Genomic DNA, 16,618 nt, shown 5'->3' on the forward strand with positions numbered 1-16,618 from the left:
AAGGGTCTCCAGCTCACTCCCACTCCCACAAAGATGTCCGGCGGCGACCTACTCTCCCACACCCTCCCGAGTGCAGTACCATCGGCGCAATCGAGCTTAGCTTCCGGGTTCGGAATGGAACCGGGCGTTTCCTCGACGCTATGACCGCCGTAACACTATGAGACACAACCAGCCCACACACCACCACCCACACAGGGCGACAGTGGCAGGGATTGCTTCCCCAGAACCACACAGTGGACGCGAACACTCACAGCAAAAGAAGTGTTGAATAAGTCATCGGCCATTAGTACCAGTCAGCTCCACGCATTGCTGCGCTTCCACATCTGGCCTATCAACCCAGTGGTCTACTGGGGGCCTCTCACACAAAGTGCATGGATATCTCATCTTGAAGCAGGCTTCCCGCTTAGATGCTTTCAGCGGTTATCCCTTCCCAACGTAGCCAACCAGCCATGCCCTTGGCAGAACAACTGGCACACCAGAGGTCAGTCCATCCCGGTCCTCTCGTACTAGGGACAGGTCTTCTCAAATATCCAACGCGCGCAGCGGATAGGGACCGAACTGTCTCACGACGTTCTAAACCCAGCTCGCGTACCGCTTTAATAGGCGAACAGCCTAACCCTTGGGACCAACTCCAGCCCCAGGATGCGACGAGCCGACATCGAGGTGCCAAACCATGCCGTCGATATGAGCTCTTGGGCAAGATCAGCCTGTTATCCCCGGGGTACCTTTTATCCGTTGAGCGACACCCATTCCACAATGAGGTGCCGGATCACTAGTTCCTGCTTTCGCACCTGCCCGACATGTCTGTCTCGCAGTCAAGCTCCCTTGTGCACTTACACTCAACACCTGATTACCAACCAGGCTGAGGGAACCTTTGAGCGCCTCCGTTACTTTTTGGGAGGCAACCGCCCCAGTTAAACTACCCATCAGACACTGTCCCTGATCCGGATCACGGACCGAGGTTAGGAATCCAGAACGACCAGAGTGGTATTTCAACAATGACTCCACACTCACTGGCGTGAATGCTTCCCAGTCTCCCACCTATCCTACACAAGCCGTCCCGAACACCAATATCAAACTATAGTAAAGGTCCCGGGGTCTTTCCGTCCTGCTGCGCGTAACGAGCATCTTTACTCGTAATGCAATTTCGCCGAGTTCGCGGTTGAGACAGTGGAGAAGTCGTTACGCCATTCGTGCAGGTCGGAACTTACCCGACAAGGAATTTCGCTACCTTAGGATGGTTATAGTTACCACCGCCGTTTACTGGGGCTTAAATTCTCAGCTTCGATCCGAAGATCTAACCGGTCCTCTTAACCTTCCAGCACCGGGCAGGCGTCAGTCCGTATACAGCGTCTTACGACTTCGCACGGACCTGTGTTTTTAGTAAACAGTCGCTTCTCCCTGGTCTCTGCGGCCCTCACCGCTCTCACGGTTCGGGCCCCCCTTCTCCCGAAGTTACGGGGGCATTTTGCCGAGTTCCTTAACCACGATTCTCTCGAACGCCTTGGTATTCTCTACCTGATCACCTGAGTCGGTTTAGGGTACGGGCGACCGTATTCGTCACGCCGGAACTTTTCTTGGCAGTACAGGATCACTCACCTACGCCCATACGGGATCCCCATCACGTCTCACCCAATACGGCACCGCATTACCGGTGCTCGGGCTGCTCGCTTAGACGGACTATTCCATTAAGTCCGCGGAAGCTACCTCTCTGCGTCATCCCTCGCGCTGACCTACTACAACCTTGGTTCCCAGCCTCATCAACCTCCACGCCCCGAAGGGCATGGGGAAGACTCGGGTGGTTAGCATCGACTGCCTCGGTATGGGTCCTCCTACGATCGGTTCGGGAATATCAACCCGATGTCCATCGACTACGCCTGTCGGCCTCGCCTTAGGTCCCGACTAACCCAGGGCGGATAAACCTGGCCCTGGAACCCTTGATCAATCGGCGGACGGGTTTCTCACCCGTCTTTCGCTACTCATGCCTGCATTCTCACTCGTGCAGCCTCCACCACTGGGTTCCCCCGCGGCTTCGCTGGCTGCACGACGCTCCCCTACCCATCCAGACAAAAATCTGAATGACACAGCTTCGGCGGTGTGCTTGAGCCCCGCTACATTGTCGGCGCAGAATCACTTGACCAGTGAGCTATTACGCACTCTTTCAAGGGTGGCTGCTTCTAAGCCAACCTCCTGGTTGTCTAAGCAACTCCACATCCTTTTCCACTTAGCACACGCTTAGGGGCCTTAGCTGATGTTCTGGGCTGTTTCCCTCTCGACTATGAAGCTTATCCCCCACAGTCTCACTGCTGCGCTCTCACGTATCGGCATTCGGAGTTTGGCTAAGGTCAGTAACCCGGTGGGGCCCATCGCCTATCCAGTGCTCTACCTCCGACACGAAACACGCAACGCTGCACCTAAATGCATTTCGGGGAGAACCAGCTATCACGAAGTTTGATTGGCCTTTCACCCCTATCCACAGGTCATCCCCTCCATTTTCAACTGAAGTGGGTTCGCGCCTCCACGCGGTCTTACCCGCGCTTCACACTGCCCATGGATAGATCACTTCGCTTCGGGTCTAGAGCCGGCGACTGAACGCCCCGTTCAGACTCGCTTTCGCTACGGCTACCCCACACGGGTTAACCTCGCCACCGACCACTAACTCGCAGGCTCATTCTTCAAAAGGCACGCCGTCACCCCTCAAGGCTCCGACGGATTGTAAGCGCACGGTTTCAGGTACTATTTCACTCCCCTCCCGGGGTGCTTTTCACCTTTCCCTCACGGTACTTGTCCGCTATCGGTCACAAGGTAGTATTCAGGCTTACCAGGTGGTCCTGGCAGATTCACACCGGATTTCACGGGCCCGGTGCTACTCGGGAACAGCGTCACGCCGCACATCGGTTTCGTCTACGGGGGTCACACCCTCTACGCCGTCGCACTCATCACGACTTCGACTACCGCTGCACGTCCACGTCGATGAGCCGGCAGACCCATCAGACACGTCCCACAACCCCTGACCTGCAACCCCTGCCGGGTATCACACAAACCAGGTTTAGCCTCTTCCGCTTTCGCTCGCCACTACTCACGGAATCACTATTTGTTTTCTCTTCCTGCGGGTACTGAGATGTTTCACTTCCCCGCGTTCCCTCCACACCACCTATACATTCAGTGGCGGGTACCAGGGCATGACCCCTGGTGGGTTTCCCCATTCGGACATCCTCGGATCACAGTTCGGTTGTCAACTCCCCGAGGCTTTTCGCAGACTCCCACGTCCTTCTTCGGCTCCTTGTGCCAAGGCATCCACCGTGCGCCCTTTACAACTTAGGCAACACAACAAAGACCAAAATCTTAAAAATTGCTTACAAGATGCTCGCGTCCACTATGTAGTTCTCAAGAAACAACCCCACACCAACCCCCACCACCCACACAGGCAGCAAGAATCAGGGAGGACCAGCCACACACCCACCCAGCATCCCGAAGGACCCTCAGCAGGCCGCGTGCAGCCTCACAACCCAATAGCGTGTCTCCACCTCAAACCACCCGAACAACCACACGTTCCAGACCCCGAAGAGTCGTACTAGCGCAGCCCTGCCGGCCGGCGAAGCGCCCATCCGTTGATGTTCCACCCTTGAGCAACCACCCCCACCACACTCGGGCAGGAAGATGGCCACCAATCATTGGTGATGCTCCTTAGAAAGGAGGTGATCCAGCCGCACCTTCCGGTACGGCTACCTTGTTACGACTTAGTCCCAATCACCGATCCCACCTTCGACAGCTCCCTCACGAGGATGGGCCACTGGCTTCGGGTGTTACCGACTTTCGTGACTTGACGGGCGGTGTGTACAAGGCCCGGGAACGTATTCACCGCAGCGTTGCTGATCTGCGATTACTAGCGACTCCGACTTCATGGGGTCGAGTTGCAGACCCCAATCCGAACTGAGGCCGGCTTTTTGGGATTCGCTCCACCTCACAGTATCGCAACCCATTGTACCGACCATTGTAGCATGCTTGAAGCCCAAGACATAAGGGGCATGATGATTTGACGTCGTCCCCACCTTCCTCCGAGTTGACCCCGGCAGTCTCCCATGAGTCCCCGCCATTACGCGCTGGCAACATGGAACGAGGGTTGCGCTCGTTGCGGGACTTAACCCAACATCTCACGACACGAGCTGACGACAACCATGCACCACCTGTGCACCAGTCCGAAGAAAACCCCATCTCTGGAGTCGTCCGGTGCATGTCAAGCCTTGGTAAGGTTCTTCGCGTTGCATCGAATTAATCAGCATGCTCCGCCGCTTGTGCGGGCCCCCGTCAATTCCTTTGAGTTTTAGCCTTGCGGCCGTACTCCCCAGGCGGGGCACTTAATGCGTTAGCTACGGCGCGGAAAACGTGGAATGTCCCCCACACCTAGTGCCCAACGTTTACGGCATGGACTACCAGGGTATCTAATCCTGTTCGCTACCCATGCTTTCGCTTCTCAGTGTCAGTAATGGCCCAGAGACCTGCCTTCGCCATCGGTGTTCTTCCTGATATCTGCGCATTTCACCGCTACACCAGGAGTTCCAGTCTCCCCTACCACACTCTAGCCTGCCCGTACCCACCGCACGCCCGAGGTTGAGCCTCGGGTTTTCACGGCAGACGCGACAAGCCACCTACAAGCTCTTTACGCCCAATAATTCCGGACAACGCTTGCGCCCTACGTATTACCGCGGCTGCTGGCACGTAGTTAGCCGGCGCTTCTTCTGCAGGTACCGTCACTTTCGCTTCTTCCCTACTGAAAGAGGTTTACAACCCGAAGGCCGTCATCCCTCACGCGGCGTCGCTGCATCAGGCTTTCGCCCATTGTGCAATATTCCCCACTGCTGCCTCCCGTAGGAGTCTGGGCCGTGTCTCAGTCCCAGTGTGGCCGGTCGCCCTCTCAGGCCGGCTACCCGTCATCGCCTTGGTGAGCCGTTACCTCACCAACAAACTGATAGGCCGCGAGTCCATCCCCCACCGAAAAACTTTCCAGTCACCACCATGCGGTGAAGACTCGTATCCGGTATTAGCCACGATTTCCCGAGGTTATCCCGAAGTGAGGGGCAGGTTACTCACGTGTTACTCACCCGTTCGCCACTAATCAGACCGTGCAAGCACGGTCGTCATCGTTCGACTTGCATGTGTTAAGCACGCCGCCAGCGTTCGTCCTGAGCCAGGATCAAACTCTCCATGAAAACATAGAAAAAATCCTGACAAACAACAAACAACCAGCATATAACTGCTAATCATCCGTATAAAATGTTTGCCAACTTAAAATATTGGCATCAACAAACAGACACGCTATTGAGATATCAAGCAACACGCGCACTCGGTGTTCCGAGCCTTTCAGCTCTTCGCTCCGGGGCAACCCTTATAACTTAGGGCTTCCGGTTCTCTTTGTCAACTCGGTGCGGTGTGATCCGCGCCTCACTGCTCTTCGGAGAGATCCGAAGTGCCTGCTCAGTACCGGTTTCGCTGTCCGGTCTCTCGACCTTCTCGCTGTCCCGTTCTGCTGGGCACGAGGAAGAACATTACGGGGATCCGGGGGGACCGTCAAGCCAGAACGGCCTTTTCGGGGGTGTCCTGCGCCACATTCCTGTCTGATCTACAAAAGCCCAGGTCAGAGGCGTACGATCGTAGGAATGCGACGGGAGAACCGGCTTGATAGGCCGGACCTCGCCCCGGAATCCCCCGGTGGCGACCCCCTGAGCACCCGTCAAATGTGGCGCACGACGCCCCGGTGCAGGGCCACGATCCCCCCGGAGAGGTTCTGGAACTGGGTGCGGACCAGGCCCGCGTCCCGGAACCAGCCGCGCAGCTGCGTCTGGTCCGGCCAGTCGAGGATCGACTCCGCCAGGTAGTCGTAGGCGTCAGCGCTCGTGGCGACCCGGCGCGCGACGGCCGGCAGCGCCCGCAGCAGGTACCTCTCGTACACCGTGCAGAAGAGGGGGGAGGTCGGCGTCGAGAACTCGCACACGACCACCCGACCTCCGGGGCGCACCACGCGGGCCATCTCGGCCAGACCCTGCCGCGGATCCTGCACGTTGCGCAGTCCGAAGGAGATGACGGCGGCGTCGAAGGAGCCATCCGCGAACGGGAGGTGCTGGGCATCGGCGCCGACGAAGGGCACGGGCGCCCCGCGGCGTCGTCCCTCGGACATCATCCCCAGGGAGAAGTCGGCGGCCACGACCTTCGCCCCCGCCCGCGCGATCGCTGCCGAGGAGGTCCCCGTGCCGGCGGCGAGATCCAGGACCCGCGCCTCACCGTCGACGGCGATCTCCTCGAGTCCGAGCGCCTCCACCATGGCGCCCCGCCACAGGCGCACCTGTCCCAACGCGGCCAGATCGTTCATGAGGTCGTAGCGCCCGGCGATGCTGTCGAACATCCCGGCGACGTCATAGGGCTGCTTCTTCAGATCTGCGCGACTCATGGGGCAGATCCTCCCACGCTCCCGCTGTCGGGGACGGACCACCGATCTCGTCCCGACGCCTCTTTGGCAGGATGGTGCCCGCCCGCCGCCGGAACCCCGGCTCCGGTCCGTCGTCCTCCGAGGAGCACCTCATGTCCGATGCCCGCACTGCTCGCGCCGAGGCCATCCGCGGCCTCGCCCTCCCGGCCGCGCTCCTCCCGCAGGACGGGCGCTTCGGCTCCGGACCCTCGCGGATCCGCGACGCCCAGGTGCAGGCCCTCTCCGGACTCTCCCGCACGGTGCTCGGCACCTCCCATCGGCAGGCGCCGGTCAAGCAGCAGGTGGCTCGTGTCCGTACGGGTCTCGCCGAGCTCTTCTCGCTGCCCGAGGGCTACGAGGTGGTCCTCGGCAACGGTGGTTCCACCGCGTTCTGGGATGTGGCTGTCTACGGTCTGATCGCCGCGCGTTCCCAGCACCTGACCTTCGGCGAGTTCTCTTCGAAGTTCGCGGCCGAGGCGAAGGGTGCTCCGCACCTCGATGAGCCGGAGGTCCTCTCCGCGGCCCCGGGTTCTCTGACCGCCGCGGTGGCCTCGGCCGATGTCGACGCCTATGCCTGGCCGCACAACGAGACCTCGACGGGCGTGATGGCCCCGGTGGTCCGGCCCTCCGGGGCGGGCGACGACCAGCTGGTCCTGATCGATGCCACGTCCGCAGCCGGCGGGGTGTCCGTCGACGTCTCCCAGGCTGACGCGTACTACTTCGCCCCGCAGAAGTCCTTCGCCTCCGACGGTGGTCTTTGGCTCGCGCTCCTCTCCCCCGCCGCCATCGCCCGCGCCGAGCGCCTCGCAGCGGACGGATCCCGCTGGATCCCGTCGTTCCTCTCGCTCACCAGTGCGATCGAGAACTCCCGCAAGGACCAGACGCTCAACACCCCCGCGGTCGCGACCCTCGTGCTCCTCGCCGAGCAGATCGACTGGATGCTCGAGCAGGGAGGGCTGGCCTGGGCCGACGAGCGGACCCGCACCACAAGCGGTCTGCTCCAGCAGTGGGCCGCACGCCGCGAGGAGGTCACGCCCTTCGTGTCCGATCCCGCCGCCCGCTCGCAGGTCGTCACGACGCTCGACCTCGACGAGGGCATCGACGCCACCGCGATCACCGCGGTCCTGCGGGCGCACGGCATCGTCGACATCGAGCCCTATCGCAAGCTGGGCCGCAACCAGCTGCGCATCGCGACCTTCCCCGCGGTCACGGTGGAGGACACCGAGGCGCTGATCGCCGTGCTGGACCACGTGCTCGACGCGACCGCCTGAGCAGCGCCCACCCCGGCCCAGGCCGGGAACACGACGGCCGGACCGCCCCGAGGGGTGGTCCGGCCGTCGTCGTCCGCTGCGCGGTGCCCGATCAGTCGCGGTGCTCGACGAGGAGTTCGCGCAGGACCTGCGCCGCACGGCGCAGGATCTCCCGGTCCTCCGGATCGGCGGTCGCGATCCGGGAGCGGAGCCAGGCGTCGCGCTCGGCGCGCCCGGTCTCGACGAGGCGTCGGCCCTGATCGGTGAGGGTCACCAGCACCTGGCGCCCGTCGCGTGGATGCGCCGACCGCGTGACGTGTCCGGCGTCCTCGAGTCGACGGAGCATCCGGGTCATGACCGGAGGGGTGACGCGCTCGAAATCGGCGAGCACGCCCGGGGTGGCGTCCCCTTCCCGCTGGAGATAGGCGAGGACCGAGAACTGCGAGGCCGAGATCTCCTCCGAGGACGTGCGCGAGCGCAGCACCCGGGAGGAGACCAGCAGCGAGCGACGCAGGTCGGCGGCCAGCTCCGCGGTGGGGTCGCCGGCGGTCACAGCAGGAGACCCTCGATCGCACCGCGGAGGAAGTAGGCGATGAACAGGGCGGCGATGACGTACATCAGCCAGTGCACCTCCCGGGCTTTGCCGCGCACGAGCCGGATCACCACGTACATCACGAAGCCCGCGCCCATGCCGACGGTGATCGAGTACGCGAACGGCATCAGGATGATCGTCAAGAACGCCGGGATGGCGATCTCCGGGTCGCGGAAGTCGATCGAGGTCACCGTGGTCATCATCAGGAAGCCGACCATGACCAGTGCCGGGGTGGCCGCCTCGTAGGGGACCGCCTCCACCAGCGGTGCCAGGAAGGTGGTGAGCAGGAAGGCGAGACCCGTGGTCACGGCCGCGAGACCGGTCCGCGCGCCATCGGCGACCCCCGAGGTCGACTCCACGAAGCTGGTGTTCGAGGAGACACCGCCGATACCTCCGCCGAAGGCGCCGAGGGAGTCCACGACGAGGATGCGCTGGGAATAGGGGATGTCGCCCTTCTCGTCCAGCAGGTCGCCCTCGGCGGCCACAGCCACCATCGTGCCCATGGTGTCGAAGAAGTCCGCCAGCAGCAGCGAGAAGACGATGACGAACGCGCCGATCACGCCCACGGCCTGGATGCCGCCGAGGAGATCGACGTGGAACAGCGTCGAGAAGTCCGGCAGGGCGATGGGGGAGCCCTCGAGCGCGGGCACGTTCATCGACCAGCCGCTGGGGTTCTCGGGGGCGAAGGAGCCGTCGGAGTACGCGCCGAGACCCTTGACCGCCTCGAGGATGACCGCGAGCGCCGTGGCGACGAGGATCGCGATCAGGATCGCGCCGGGCACCTTGCGCACCCAGAGCACGAACATCAGGATCAGGCCGACGACGAAGACCAGCGTCGGCCACCCGGTCAGCGAGCCGTCGTTGCCGAGCTGCACGGGCGTCCCGGCCGCGTGGGTGACGAAGCGCGCGTTGTAGAGGCCGATGAACGCGATGAACAGGCCGATACCGACGCTGATCGCGGTCTTCATGAAGGGCGGCACCGCATCGAAGACCGCCTTGCGGAAGCCGGTCAGCACGAGCACGAGGATCAGCAGGCCGGAGATCGCCACCAGTCCCATCGCGCCGGGCCAGGTCATGCCGGGCAGGGACACGACCGAGTAGGCGAGATAGGCGTTGAGGCCGAGCCCGGCGGCGAGGGCGAGGGGGAACTTGGCCCACGCTCCCATGAGCACGCTCAGCAGGCCGGCGACGAGAGCGGTGCCGGCGGCGACCGCGGCCAGGTTCGGCTCGGTGCCGCCGCCGAGATAGTTGCCCTGGGAGTCCGGGACGGTCCCGATGATCAGGGGGTTGAGCACCACGATGTAGCACATCGAGAAGAAGGTGACGAGGCCGCCGCGGATCTCGCGAGGGACGGTCGAGCCGCGCTCGCTGAGATGGAAGAAACGGTCGAGTCCGGAGCGCGGAGCGACCGGCGTGGGCGCCTCGGGCGCCGAGGAGGGGTGGGGATCTGCCTGCTGCATGGCTGCGATCGTATCCGGCAGCGGGCGCGCCCCTCTCCCCCGGGCCGCCCCCTCAGCTGTGACGTGTGTCGGACCGGGTCAGCCGGGACGCGGCCGCCTCGTCCACGACCACGGTGACCTGCGGATGCTGCTGCAGCGCGGTCGCCGGCCACTGGTCGGTCATCTCGCCCTCCAGCAGATGGGCGATGGCCTCCGCCTTCCCGGCGCCGCTCGCGGTGAGCACGATGCGACGTGCCTCGGCGAGGGTGCCGAGGCCCTGGCTGATGGCGCGCACCGGCACCTGGGAGGGGTCTCGGAAGAAGCGGGCGTTGTCCGCGATCGTCGACGGCGCGAGGTCCACCACCCGGGTGCGGGAGGCACGATCGCTGCCCGGCTCGTTGAAGGCGATGTGCCCGTTCGAGCCGATGCCGAGGATCTGGAGGTCCACGCCGCCCGCGTCCTGCAGCCGGCGCTCGTAGGCGATCGCCTCGAGGTCGGGGTCCGCGGCGGCGCCGTCCGGGGTGTCGACGGCGGAGGCGGGCAGGTCGACCTGATCGACCAGGTGCTCGTGGATGAAGCGCCGGTAGCTCTGGGGATGATCGCCCGACAGTCCCACGTACTCGTCGAGCGTGAAGGCGCGGGAGTGCGCGAAGGAGAGCCCACGCTCGCGGTGGCGGCGGATCAGCTCCGCGTAGGCGGTCAGCGGAGAGGACCCGGTGGCGAGCCCGAGGACCGCGCCCGCCTCCCCCGCCTCGCGGATGACCTCCTCGAAGAGGTCGGCGACGAGCGCTCCGCCGGCGGCGGCGTCGGGAACGATGTGGACCTGCATGCTGTGCTCCTCCCGGTGCCGACCGCGTCCCCGAAGGAGTTGCGTGAATTTGCTCGTTTTCTCTCATTTGCGAGCATACTCGAGGATTCTCGACCCGGTCAACGCGCGCCGCAGCGCGCACGGCGAACGGCACCGCCGCACCCGAAGGTGCGACGGTGCCGTCGAGACGGTGCGCTCCTCCGCGCCTCAGCGCGGCAGGAGCGCTCCGATCACTTCTTCTTGCCCGAGTTCGCCGCGTACTCGAAAGCGGCGCGCGGGGTGGTGGTCTCGGGGATGCCGATGATGTCGCGGCGCGAGATCAGGGTGGTGGCCCAGCCCGCGAGGACCGCGGCCTTCCGCCCCAGGGTCGGCATGGCGTACACGTGGTAGGCACGGGCCATGGCCCACGCCGGCACGCCGCGCACGTCGATCTCCTTGTCGCCCAGCATCAGCCGGCCGACGCCCTTGTACATGCCCAGGGTCGCCATGACGCCGAGGTTCTTGTGGTAGTAGTCCACCAGCGGACGACCCTGCACGGAGCGGGCGATGTTGTCCGCGACCCGCTTGCCCTGGCGCACGGCGTGCTGGGCGTTCGGCGGGCAGAACTTGCCCTCGCCCGAGGCGAGGTCCGGCACGGCGGCGCAGTCGCCGGCGGCGAAGACGTTGTCCAGCGGGCCGTCGGTGCCGTTGACGCGGAGATCCGCGAGGGCCTCGAGCTTGCCCATGAGGGGGCCGCGCTCGGTGACGGTGGGGAGGTCCGAGGACTCCGCGTCGCCGAGGACCGGGTTCGGCTTCACACCGGCGTTCCAGACCAGCAGGCCGGTCTCGTACTCGTCGCCGTCGGAGGTCTTGATGACGCCGTTCTCGGCCGAGTTCAGGAAGGTCTCGAGCTTGACCTCGATGCCGCGCTCGCGCAGCTGGTTCAGCACGTAGGCGCGCTGGTCCTCGGTGAGCTCCGGGAACACGAAGGGCGCCGCATCGACGAGCACGAAGCGGATGTCGGAGGCGTGCAGGTCGGGGTAGTAGCGCAGAGCGTCGCGGACCATGTCCTCGGTCTCCGCGATGGCCTCGCCGCCGGCGAAGCCGCCGCCGATGAAGGTGAAGGTGAGCAGGCGCTTGCGGACCTTGGGGTCCTTGGTGGACGCCGCCTCGGCGAGGTTGGCGAGGATGCGGTCGCGCACGGCCACGGCCTCCTCGACCTGCTTGAAGCCGATGGCGTTCTCGGCCAGGCCGGGGATCGGGAGCAGACGCGGGACGGCGCCGAGGCCGACGACCAGGTAGTCGTAGGCGATCTCGAGCTTGCTGTCGTCCTCGGTGGTCACCACGACGGTGTTCTCCGCCGAGCGGATCTGGGACACCGAGCCGGTCACGACCTTGGTGCCGGCGAGGACCTTGCGCAGGGGCGCGAGGACGTTGCGCGGATCGATCGAGCCGCCGCCGACCTCGGGGAGGAAGGGGGCGTAGGTCATGTAGGGACGCGGGTCGACGATGGTGATCGCGACCTCGGAGCCGAGGGTCTTGCGCAGCTCGGACGCGGTCGTCATCCCGACGGACCCGCCGCCGAGGATCAGGACATGGGGCTTGCCGCCGAAGGTGGTGTTCATGGGGTCAACCTTAGGGCGAATGTGCCCCCGGACAAAAACCTGCCGGTGGAATGGACACCGCTCGCGAGCGACCCGGTTCCGGAGCGCCTGCCGACGGTCAGCGGGAGCGGTCGGCGAGGGCCAGGGCGATGCCGTCGAGGATGTCGTGCTCGCTCGTACGGACCGAGGTGAGTCCCGCCGCCTCGTGGACGCGACGGAGGATCCGGGACCAGATGAGCGCTCCCGCGCCGATCACGTCGATCCTGCCGGGGTGGATGGTGGGGTGCGCCGAGCGCTCTTGGCGGCTCTCCTGTAGCAGCCGGTCGCACAGCGCGAGCGAGGCGTCCACGCTCAGCGTCGCCCCATGGGTGTCCTCCGGCGAGTACTCGGTGTGACCGAGGGCCACGGAGGTCAGGGTGGTCACGGTCCCGGCGACGCCGACGAGCGCGGCGGCCCGCTCGAGAGGGATCTCCGCCGCGGCCCGGTCCAGGAGCTCCTCGATGTCGGCGGTGGCGGCGGTGATCTGCTCGGCGGTCGGAGGGTCCTCCCCGAGGTGCCTCTCGGTCAGCCGCACCGAGCCGATGTCGAGGCTGATGCGATGGGTGGGGGACTCGGTGCCGAGAACCAGCTCGGTCGAGCCGCCGCCGATGTCGACGACCAGGCGCGGCCCGTCGGGCAGGCCGTCGAGCGTGGTCACCGCACCGCGGAAGGAGAGCTCCGCCTCCTCCCGTCCCGAGATCACCTCGGGGCGCACGCCGAGGATCGACTCGATCCCCTCGATGAAGACGTCCCGGTTGGACGCGTCGCGGGTCGCCGAGGTGGCGACGAAGCGGATGTCCTGCGGGTCGACGCCGTGGTGCTCGATCAGTCGGGCGTAGCGGCGCGCGGCGTCGAGGGTGCGCTCGACGGCGACGGGGTCGAAGCGACCGGTGCGGTCCACGCCCAGGCCGAGCCGCACCATCTCGAGATGGCGCTCGAGGTCGAGCAGGCGGCCGGTGCCCGCCTCGGGCTGCGCGACGAGCAGTCGGATCGAGTTCGTGCCGCAGTCGATCGCGGCGACGGTACGGCTCACGCGTCCGCCTCCTCGCAGCGGCAGACCAGCTCGGGGACCGCCCCGGGGATCATGGCGAGCACTTCGTCGGCGACGGGGTTGACCCCCGGTCCCTCGGCGAGGGCCTGACCGGCGAGGGCGTGCAGGCACTTCACGCGGGTCGGCATTCCGCCCGCACTCACGTGGCGCACCTCCTCGGCGTCGCCGACCTCCTCGCGCCGGGCCAGGTAGCGCTCGTGGGCGGCGCGGTAGCCCGCGGCCAGCTCCTCGTCCTGACCGAGCCGCTCGGTCAGCTCGGCCATGGTGCCGACCGCCTCGAGGCGGGAGAGGTCCAGGGTCAGCCAGGGCAGCGTGAGGTAGAGCGACGTGGGGAAGGGCGTGCCGTCCTCGAGGCGGGGGGCGGTGCGGACGACGGCGGGACGGCCGCAGCCGCAGCGGCGGGCGATCGAGACGACGCCGCGCATGTCGCGTCCGAGCTGCGCCCTCATCACCTCGAGGTCCTGCGCGGTCGCGGGGGTCTCGTACGGGAGCGGGGGAAGTGGGGTCACGGGGTGCTGTCCTGGTCGGCGGCGTCCTCGTCGGTGGCGCCGGTCTCGTCGGGGATGTCCTCGGGGGTGAGGCGGCTCGAGCCCTCCACCGAGGTCCACAGGGTCGAGTACCACTCGCCCTGCTCCGCCGCGGCGGCGGACTGCTGCTCCTCGGTCAGGGGGACGTCCCGGCCCGAGGTGTCGGTGAGTCGGTACTGGGTCTCCCCCGGCATGGCGAAGAGCAGGCGCTCACGAGCCTGCGCCGCCACATAGGCAGGATCGTCCCAGCGGGCGACCTGGGCGCGCAGCGCCTCGACGTCCTGCTCCTGCTGCGCGACCTGCTCGCGCAGCTGCGCGAGCTGCTGCCGCTGGGCGACGTAGGAGTTCACGGTCGGGACGAGCGCCGCGAGGGCGACGACCACGACGGCGATCAGGGCGAGGGTGCGACGGGTGATGGTGACGCCCGGCCCGTCGGCCGGCGGCGCCGGCGGAGCGGTCGTGCGCGGCCTGGAGGCGGCCGCCGGGCGGGAGCTCGACGCAGAGCGCGAGTTCGAGGCGTTGCGGGAACTCGAGGCGGAGCGGGAGCTCGACGCGGAGCGCGCGGCCTTCCGCGCCGAGGTGCCGGAGCCCCCGGACGCGGAGACCGGGCGCCTCGCGGTCCGCGGGGCGCCCGGTCGTCTGCTGGTCATGCCGGAAGGCTACAGCCTGGGGCTGGGCCTCAGGCGGAGAAACGCGGGAAGGCGGAGGCGCCGGCGTAGCGGGCGGCGTCCCCGAGCTCCTCCTCGATGCGCAGCAGCTGGTTGTACTTCGCCACGCGCTCGCCGCGGGCGGGGGCGCCGGACTTGATCTGGCCGCAGTTGGTGGCGACCGCGAGGTCCGCGATGGTGGTGTCCTCGGTCTCACCGGAGCGGTGCGACATCATCGCCTTGAAGCCTGCGCGGTGCGCGAGGTCCACGGCGTCGAGGGTCTCGGAGAGCGAGCCGATCTGGTTGACCTTCACCAGGAGCGCGTTCGCGGAGCCCTCGGCGATGCCGCGGCCGAGGCGCTCGGGGTTGGTGACGAACAGGTCGTCGCCCACGAGCTGGACCTTGGCGCCCAGCTTCGCGGTGATGGCGTTCCAGCCCTCCCAGTCCTCCTCGTTCAGCGGGTCCTCGATGGAGACCAGCGGATACGCGTCGACGAGCTCGGCGTAGTACTCGATCATCTCGGCGGAGGTCTTCTTCGCACCCTCGAAGGTGTAAGAGCCGTCCTCGAAGAACTCGGAGGCGGCGACGTCGAGCGCGAGCGCGACGTCCTTGCCGGCCTCGAAGCCGGCCTTGCCGATGGCCTCGACGATCAGGTCGAGCGCGGCGCGGTTGGACTCGAGGTTGGGGGCGAAGCCGCCCTCGTCGCCGAGACCGGTGGCGAGGCCGCGCTCCTTGAGCACGGACTTCAGCGCGTGGTACACCTCGGCGCCGATGCGGAGCGCCTCGGCGAAGGAGTCCGCACCGATCGGGGCGATCATGAACTCCTGGATGTCGACGTTGGAGTCGGCATGCGAGCCACCGTTGAGGATGTTCATCATCGGGACGGGCAGGATGTGCGCGTTCGGGCCGCCGACGTACTGATACAGCGGGACACCGGCGGAGTCCGCGGCGGCGCGGGCCACGGCGAGGGACACGCCGAGGATGGCGTTGGCGCCGAGGGCGCCCTTGTTCTGGGTGCCGTCGATCTCCATCATGGCGGCGTCGATCGCGCGCTGCTCCTGCACGTCGAAGCCGAGGATCTTGGGCTGGATGTCCTCGATGACCGCGGCGACGGCGAGCTCGACGCCCTTGCCGAGGTAGCGGTCCTTGTCGCCGTCACGGCGCTCGACGGCCTCGAAGGCGCCGGTGGAGGCGCCCGAGGGCACGGCGGCGCGGGCGACGGTGCCGTCCTCCAGGAGGATCTCGACCTCGACGGTGGGGTTGCCGCGGGAGTCGAGGATCTCGCGGGCGTGGACGGCATCGATGATGGCAGCCATGGGCATTTCCTTCCTTCGGGGATGAAGTTCGAATCGTCCGGTCGGCGCTGACCGTCCGCGGACAGTCTAGGCGGTACCCGTGCCCGCACCGCCGCGGTGGCCGCTGTTGCCGTCGGGACCCGGCTCAGCGCCCTGGCGGGGGAGCTCACCGCGCAGCCGCGTGAGCAGGGCGCGCAGGGCGGACTCGGGGTCCACGTCCCGCGCCTCGGCCTCGACGACGAGGTCGAGCAGCTGCCGGGCGAGGTCCCCGCCCCAGCCGTCGGGATCCTCCCCGGGCTCCCCGGCGACCCCGTCGGCCGCCGCGAGCAGCTCGGGCAGCCGCCCCGCGGACCGGGCGCGGTGGACCGCCTTCGCGGCGGTCTGCAGCGCCGGCAGGCCCGACGGGACGCCGTCGAGCCAGCCCTTCTCGCGCTCCCCCGCCGCGCGGCGCTCGGCGGCCTTGACGGCGTGCCACTGGGCGATGATCGCGTCGACGTCCGCGGGGTCCTCGAGGGGCTGCTCCCCCGCCTCGCGGTCGCCGAAGACATGCGGGTTGCGCCGCTCCATCTTGGCCACAAAGGCGCGGGCCACGTCATCGATGTCCCACGGCACCTCGGCCTCCTGGCCGACCCGGGCGTGGAAGAGGATCTGGAAGAGGAGATCGCCGAGCTCGTCGGCGAGAGCCCCGGGGCCGTGCGCCCGGGGCGCCTCGATCACCTCGAGCACCTCGTGGGTCTCCTCGAGCAGGTAGCGGGCGAGGGAGGCGTGGGTCTGCTGGTGGGTCCAGGCGTCGCCGTGCTCGCCGCGCAGGGACTCCATCACCTCCACGGCGCGCAGCAGCTCGCTCCCCCGACGCCCTCCCCCGCCGTCCGGGGACGGGACGGGGTCGGACGGGTCGGGTCGCCGTGCGGTGCTCACGACGCG

Annotated in this window: 11 protein-coding genes and 3 rRNA genes; 1 reads left to right on the forward strand and 13 read right to left on the reverse strand. The window is 66.4% G+C overall.

The features are described from left to right. Positions 1–35: 35 nt before the first annotated feature. The 4 genes from rrf to V1258_RS11515 all read right to left on the reverse strand — a co-directional run bounded on the left by rrf (position 36) and on the right by V1258_RS11515 (position 6,445). Positions 36–152 (reverse strand): 5S ribosomal RNA (rrf, locus tag V1258_RS11500). A 112-nt stretch (positions 153–264) separates the two neighbouring features. Further along, a 23S ribosomal RNA gene (locus V1258_RS11505) occupies positions 265–3,324 on the reverse strand. A 367-nt stretch (positions 3,325–3,691) separates the two neighbouring features. After that, positions 3,692–5,210 (reverse strand): 16S ribosomal RNA (locus V1258_RS11510). The 16S, 23S and 5S rRNA genes sit together here, the layout of an rRNA operon. 521 nt (positions 5,211–5,731) lie before the next feature. Further along, a complete protein-coding gene (locus V1258_RS11515) occupies positions 5,732–6,445 on the reverse strand; it encodes a ubiquinone/menaquinone biosynthesis methyltransferase (protein ID WP_329749817.1) in 714 nt (237 codons plus the stop codon). A gap of 131 nt (positions 6,446–6,576) precedes the next feature. On the opposite strand from V1258_RS11515, the gene serC reads away from it, so the two are divergent. Then, positions 6,577–7,734 (forward strand): phosphoserine transaminase, encoded by a 1,158-nt coding sequence (serC, locus tag V1258_RS11520; protein ID WP_329749818.1) that lies wholly within the window; start codon positions 6,577–6,579, stop codon positions 7,732–7,734. A gap of 91 nt (positions 7,735–7,825) precedes the next feature. Here the strand turns inward: serC and V1258_RS11525 are convergent, their stop codons facing one another. The 9 genes from V1258_RS11525 to V1258_RS11565 form a co-directional block, all read right to left on the reverse strand. After that, positions 7,826–8,266, reverse strand: coding sequence for a MarR family winged helix-turn-helix transcriptional regulator (locus tag V1258_RS11525; protein ID WP_329749819.1), 441 nt, complete (start codon positions 8,264–8,266; stop codon positions 7,826–7,828). Continuing rightward, complete coding sequence (locus tag V1258_RS11530) at positions 8,263–9,765, reverse strand: NCS2 family permease (RefSeq protein WP_329749820.1); 1,503 nt, start codon at positions 9,763–9,765, stop codon at positions 8,263–8,265. Before V1258_RS11530 ends, V1258_RS11525 begins: the two co-directional genes overlap by 4 nt. A gap of 52 nt (positions 9,766–9,817) precedes the next feature. Further along, entirely contained in the window at positions 9,818–10,573 is a 756-nt protein-coding gene (nagB, locus tag V1258_RS11535; RefSeq protein WP_329749821.1) for a glucosamine-6-phosphate deaminase, read from the reverse strand. A gap of 209 nt (positions 10,574–10,782) precedes the next feature. After that, entirely contained in the window at positions 10,783–12,156 is a 1,374-nt protein-coding gene (locus tag V1258_RS11540) for an NAD(P)/FAD-dependent oxidoreductase (RefSeq protein ID WP_329745061.1), read from the reverse strand. A 97-nt stretch (positions 12,157–12,253) separates the two neighbouring features. Then, positions 12,254–13,207, reverse strand: coding sequence for a Ppx/GppA phosphatase family protein (locus V1258_RS11545; protein WP_329749822.1), 954 nt, complete (start codon positions 13,205–13,207; stop codon positions 12,254–12,256). Then, a complete protein-coding gene (locus V1258_RS11550; RefSeq protein WP_329749823.1) occupies positions 13,204–13,734 on the reverse strand; it encodes a DUF501 domain-containing protein in 531 nt (176 codons plus the stop codon). Before V1258_RS11550 ends, V1258_RS11545 begins: the two co-directional genes overlap by 4 nt. After that, complete coding sequence (locus V1258_RS11555) at positions 13,731–14,402, reverse strand: FtsB family cell division protein (protein ID WP_329749824.1); 672 nt, start codon at positions 14,400–14,402, stop codon at positions 13,731–13,733. The genes V1258_RS11550 and V1258_RS11555 overlap by 4 nt, the downstream gene beginning before the upstream one ends. A gap of 29 nt (positions 14,403–14,431) precedes the next feature. Continuing rightward, entirely contained in the window at positions 14,432–15,715 is a 1,284-nt protein-coding gene (eno, locus tag V1258_RS11560; protein WP_329749825.1) for a phosphopyruvate hydratase, read from the reverse strand. Positions 15,716–15,781: 66 nt separating this feature from the next. Next, complete coding sequence (locus tag V1258_RS11565; RefSeq protein WP_329749826.1) at positions 15,782–16,612, reverse strand: MazG nucleotide pyrophosphohydrolase domain-containing protein; 831 nt, start codon at positions 16,610–16,612, stop codon at positions 15,782–15,784. Positions 16,613–16,618: the final 6 nt, after the last annotated feature.

It is taken from the genome of Brachybacterium sp. J153 (assembly GCF_036311905.1).
Taxonomy (GTDB): domain Bacteria; phylum Actinomycetota; class Actinomycetes; order Actinomycetales; family Dermabacteraceae; genus Brachybacterium.

Excerpts from the sequence above, each read along its gene's own strand:
- V1258_RS11515 (WP_329749817.1), bottom strand. The coding sequence starts at position 6,445 with ATGAGTCGCGCAGATCTGAAGAAGCAGCCCTATGACGTCGCCGGGATG.
- serC (WP_329749818.1), top strand. The coding sequence starts at position 6,577 with ATGTCCGATGCCCGCACTGCTCGCGCCGAGGCCATCCGCGGCCTCGCC.
- V1258_RS11530 (WP_329749820.1), bottom strand. The coding sequence starts at position 9,765 with ATGCAGCAGGCAGATCCCCACCCCTCCTCGGCGCCCGAGGCGCCCACG.
- nagB (WP_329749821.1), bottom strand. The coding sequence starts at position 10,573 with ATGCAGGTCCACATCGTTCCCGACGCCGCCGCCGGCGGAGCGCTCGTC.
- V1258_RS11540 (WP_329745061.1), bottom strand. The coding sequence starts at position 12,156 with ATGAACACCACCTTCGGCGGCAAGCCCCATGTCCTGATCCTCGGCGGC.
- V1258_RS11555 (WP_329749824.1), bottom strand. The coding sequence starts at position 14,402 with ATGACCAGCAGACGACCGGGCGCCCCGCGGACCGCGAGGCGCCCGGTC.
- eno (WP_329749825.1), bottom strand. The coding sequence starts at position 15,715 with ATGGCTGCCATCATCGATGCCGTCCACGCCCGCGAGATCCTCGACTCC.